The 4,950-nt window shown below is 63.0% G+C and carries 2 protein-coding genes and 1 pseudogene; 1 reads left to right on the top strand and 2 read right to left on the bottom strand.

Going from position 1 to position 4,950, the window contains the following annotated elements:
* A pseudogene (locus ENZ74_RS21730) lies at positions 1-1,042 on the bottom strand (AsmA family protein); the annotation flags it as partial.
* A gap of 289 nt (positions 1,043-1,331) precedes the next feature.
* Here ENZ74_RS21730 and ENZ74_RS21725 point away from each other — a divergent pair.
* Positions 1,332-3,290, top strand: a complete 1,959-nt coding sequence (locus ENZ74_RS21725) for an acetoacetate--CoA ligase (protein WP_063170466.1) — start codon at positions 1,332-1,334, stop codon at positions 3,288-3,290.
* A gap of 324 nt (positions 3,291-3,614) precedes the next feature.
* Here ENZ74_RS21725 and ENZ74_RS21720 read toward each other — a convergent pair.
* Positions 3,615-4,950 (bottom strand): histidine kinase dimerization/phospho-acceptor domain-containing protein (locus tag ENZ74_RS21720; protein ID WP_127312983.1); only part of this gene is annotated, 1,336 nt, incomplete at its 5' end.

Below are 4,950 nucleotides of genomic sequence, written 5' to 3'. Positions count from 1 at the left end.
ATCTGAGGTCGAGCGTGTCGAAGGCGAGCGTGCCGGAGATCACCGGTTGTGCTTCACCAAGCGAGAGGTCCAGCGCACCCATCCCCGGATTGTTGTCGAGTGCAATCGCCGTGTTGTCGAACTTGACGCGCCCGCCGGTCGCGGTGATCTTGCTCGAAATGCTGACCGAGCCGATCGCCGCACCCGGAGCGATGCCGGCCTGCGACCATTCCAGGACACGCCGCAGCGAGGGTGCCGAGAACTTCGCTTGACCGTCGAAATAGGTATTTTCAGACATGCTGGCCGTGCCGTCGAACGAGAAGGTGGCGGGCGCCGCCTTGAAGGACAGTGTCAGCGGCGCCGTGCCGCCGGCAAACAGCACAAGCGGTTTGGCCGAGGCGACGTCCAGCGCGACGCTTTCGCCCCGCCAGATGCCGGTTGCCGACAGCGTCGCATTGCTGTTCATCGCCGCCCAATTTGCCTGACCGTTCAAACTGCTCAGGATCTCGACGTCCTTGCCGCCGATGGAGGCTACCATGCGGCCGTCACGAAACTCGACCGTGCCGAAGGTGTCGGTAGGCAGCTTGTCGAGGTCCGGTTTGGCGGGGTCGGCGTTGACCAGGCCGCGCGCCGTGTCGATGGAGCGCGTGATGCGCCCGCCGGTCGGGACAGCGGGCAGGAAAAGGCCGGCAGGCGTGCGCTGGACCCGGATCGTCGGCCGCACCAGCCGCGCCGTCGAAAACACCACGTCGCCGCGCAAGGCCGCCATGGCGGAAAGGTCGACCTCGACCCGTTCTGCCTCGACCACCGGCGGCGCCTCGGTGTCGGTCCATTGTGACAGCGTCACATCGGTCAGGATGGCGCGGAATGTCGGCCAGACCTCGATACGCGGCGAACCGTCGATGGCGACACGGAAGCCGCTCCACGCACTCATTTCCCAGGCGATGCGGTCGCGCACGATACGGGTGGAGGCAATCAGCGGCAGGGCGGCAACGACCAGCGCGACGACGATCACGGCAGCGCCGATCGCCCATATTCCGCGCCGGATCATAGATGATGGCATATGGCCCCGTATGCTTCCATTCCGACAATCGCCCGACGGGTGTAACCCCAGGTGTCACCACGACCCCGGTCGTCACCACGGCCCCGGTCGTCACCACGACTCCAGTCGTGACCAGGACTTCCGGCCGTCACTACGACTTCAAGTTGTCACTACGACTTAGGGCTGAGGCATTTCAAGTCTTTATGGCCCGGCGATGGCATTTGCGCACATCTGGTCGCATCAGCCGAACAAAATCTTGCTCTGCTGCGCTGCGATATGCATAAGCGATGGCGACCGTGGAGGAACGATCATGGCTGCCGAACAACCGCTCTGGACCCCGACGCAAGACCAGATTGACGCAGCACCCTTGACCGCCTTCACCAAAGCCGCCGGAGTCAAAGCCGGCGTAGCGTTTTCCTCGTATTCGCAGCTTCACGCCTGGTCGGTCGAGGACCGTGAAGGGTTCTGGAGCCTGGTCTGGGATTTCTGCGGCATCGTCGGCGACAAGGGCGACAAGCTGCTCGTCGACGGCGACAAGATGCCCGGCGCTTCTTTCTTTCCCGATGCGACACTGAATTTCGCCGGGAATCTGCTGAAGAAGACCGGCTCAGGCGACGCAATCGTGTTTCGCGGCGAAGACAAGGTCGAGCGCCGGCTGTCCTGGAACGAGTTGCACGCGCTGACCTCGCGGCTGCAGCAGCTTTTCCTGTCGCTCAAGGTGAAGAAGGGCGACCGCATTGCCGCCATGATGCCCAACATGCCGGAGACCGTCGCCGCCATGCTGGCCGCCGCCTCGGTCGGCGCCGTCTGGTCGTCCTGCTCTCCCGATTTCGGCGAGCAGGGCGTGCTCGACAGGTTCGGCCAGATCGAGCCCGTCGTCTTCATCGCGCCGGATGGCTATTGGTACAATGGCAAGGCGATCGAAGTCGCCGACAAGATCGCCGCGGTCGCGGCCAAGCTCGGCACTGTCCGCAAGATCCTGGTCGTCGACTATCTCGGCACATCGAGCGATGTCGCCGGGATCATCGACAAGGCGGTGGCGCTGGAAGAGGCGCTGTCGCCCTTCGCCGGCAAGCCCGTCGCCTTCGAGCCGCTGCCGTTTTCGCATCCGCTTTACATCCTGTTTTCGTCGGGAACGACCGGCATTCCCAAATGCATCGTCCATTCGGCCGGCGGCACGCTGATCCAGCATGTCAAGGAACACCGGCTGCATGCCGGTCTCACCGACGGCGACCGCTTTTTCTACTTCACCACCTGCGGCTGGATGATGTGGAACTGGCTGGTGTCGGGGCTCGCTTCGGGTGCGACGCTGCTGCTCTATGACGGTTCGCCCTTCTACCCCGACGGCAATGTGCTGTTCGATTTCGCCGATGCCGAGAAGATGACTTTCCTCGGCACCTCGGCCAAGTTCATCGATTCCGTGCGCAAGGCCGGCCTCAAGCCGATCCGCACGCATGATCTGTCCACTGTGCGGGCAATCTCCTCCACCGGCTCGCCGCTGTCGCCGGAAGATTTCCGCTTTGTCTATGACGGCATCAAGAAGGACGTACATCTGGCCTCGGTCTCCGGCGGCACCGACATCGTCTCCTGCTTCGTGCTCGGCGTGCCGACGCAGCCGGTCTGGACCGGCGAGATCCAGGGACCCGGCCTCGGCCTGGCCGTCGATGTCTGGGACGACGACGGCAGGCCGGTCCGACAGGAGAAGGGCGAGTTGGTCTGCGCAAAAGCCTTTCCGGCGATGCCGATCGGCTTCTGGAACGACCCCGATGGCAAGAAGTACCGGGCGGCCTATTTCGAGCGCTTCGACAATGTCTGGTGTCATGGCGATTTCGCCGAATGGACCGAGCATGGCGGCCTCATCATCCATGGCCGCTCCGACGCCACGCTCAACCCGGGCGGGGTGAGGATCGGCACGGCGGAGATCTACAATCAGGTCGAGCAGATGCCTGAGATCCTGGAAGCATTGTGCATCGGACAGGACTTCGACAACGACGTGCGCGTCATCCTGTTCGTGCGCCTGGCCGCCGGCGTGCAGCTCGACGAGGATCTGGAAAAACGCATACGGGCAAAAATCCGTAGCGGCGCGAGCCCGCGTCACGTGCCGGCAAGGATCGTCGCCGTCACCGACATCCCACGCACCAAGTCGGGCAAGATCACCGAGCTTGCGGTGCGCGACGTGGTGCATGGCCGCGCCATCAAGAACAAGGAGGCGCTCGCCAATCCAGAGGCGCTTGAGCTGTTCAAGAACCTGCCGCAATTGGCCGAGTAGCTGCTAATGCATGTCGCTCAAAAGTGGCCCGGTTTTGAGGCAACGACACGTATGAAAAAGTGACTTCGGAATGGTTAACGAAATATCTCGCTAGAATTTACCTAGATTTCATGAGTGGTACACATTCGTAAATTTTCCGGCGCCCCGGTAAGGGGTTGTTAAGGTCCGGCGTCGATAGTCGCAGGTAACTTGAGGGAGAAATCCCGTTCCTCAGCCCCGAGGATCCGAATTCGCTCAAGCCCCCGTTGTGACAGCAATCCCATCTCTTAAGGCGCCTTTGGGCGCCTTTTTCTTTTTATCGGGATCGAAGCGTGGAGGGCTGATCTATTCCGCGAGCACACGGGTCGATGGAAAAGCGACCTCGACCAAGGTGCCTTCGCCCGGGGTCGAATTGATGGTGAACCGGGCACGGTTGGCTTCCACCATCGCTTTGGTCAAAGGCAGTCCAAGCCCGGTGCCGTCGCCGCGTCCGCGCTTCAGCGCGTTGATCTGCTTGAACGGCTTCAGCGCCTGCTCGATCTCGGCATGGCTCATGCCGATGCCGGTGTCGCGCACCCGCATGACGACGTCGCCCGACGTCTCATAGGCGGTCGAGACGATCACCTGGCCGCCGGCCTGGGTGTAGCGGATGGCATTCGACAGGATGTTGAGCGCGATCTGGCGCACGCTGCGCAGGTCCGCCACCACTTCCGGCAGCCGCGAAGCGAAGCTGGAGCGGATGATGACCCGTTCGCGATTGGCCTGCGGCTGCATCATCGCCACCGTCTCGGCCAGCGTGTCGTTGAGCGACACCGCCTCATAGGCCATCTCCTGCTGGCCGGCCTCGATCTTGGAGATGTCGAGCAGGTCGTTGACCAGGTCGAGCACATGATTGCCCGAGCGGTTGATGTCGCGCAGATAGTCGCGGTAGCGGTCGTTGGCGACAGGTCCGAACTTCTCGTCGACCATCAGTTCGGAAAAGCCGATGATGGCGTTGAGCGGGGTGCGGATCTCGTGGCTGATGCGGGCGAGGAAATCGGTCTTCTGCGAGGACGCGCGCTCGGCCACCGCACGTGCCTGCGTCAAGTCCTCTTCGGCCCGCTTCCACTGCGTGATATCGCGAACGACGGCGCAGAAGCCGCTGTCGTTGGGCAGCCGGCCGATGGTCATGAACAGCGGAATGAAGCGGCCTTGCGATTCGCGACCGATCACCTCACGGCCGTCGTTCATGACACTCGCCACGCCGGGCTCGGACAGTCCGTTGAGATAGTCGCGTGCCGCGCGCTGACTTTCGATGGCAAACAGCGAGGCGAACGGCTTGCCGGTCACATCGTCGCTGTCGAAGCCGAACAGTGCTTCGGCCGGCCGGCTGATCGATCGGATGGTGCCGTCACGGCCGATCAGCACGACGCCGTCGGTGGCGGTGTCGATAATGGTGCGCATCTCGGCGATGCGCACCTTGAGCTCGGAAATATCCGGCTGCGTCTGCTCGTCGCCAACCACATGCAGGCTCGCCGGCGCATCATCCTCGCCGGAGCGTCGCACGACCAGCATCAGCGCCTTGCCGTCGCGCCAGGGGACAGAGCGCAAAATGGCCTCGATCGGGAATTCCTGTCCATCACGCGTCTTCAACCGCAGCGCGCGATCGGTGCCGTCGGAAACGCCGTCGTCGGCATAGGGG

It is taken from the genome of Mesorhizobium sp. M7A.F.Ca.CA.002.15.2.1, assembly GCF_003998715.1.
Taxonomy (GTDB): Bacteria; Pseudomonadota; Alphaproteobacteria; order Rhizobiales; family Rhizobiaceae; genus Mesorhizobium; species Mesorhizobium ciceri.
This window is presented reverse-complemented; position numbering and strand designations above follow the sequence as displayed.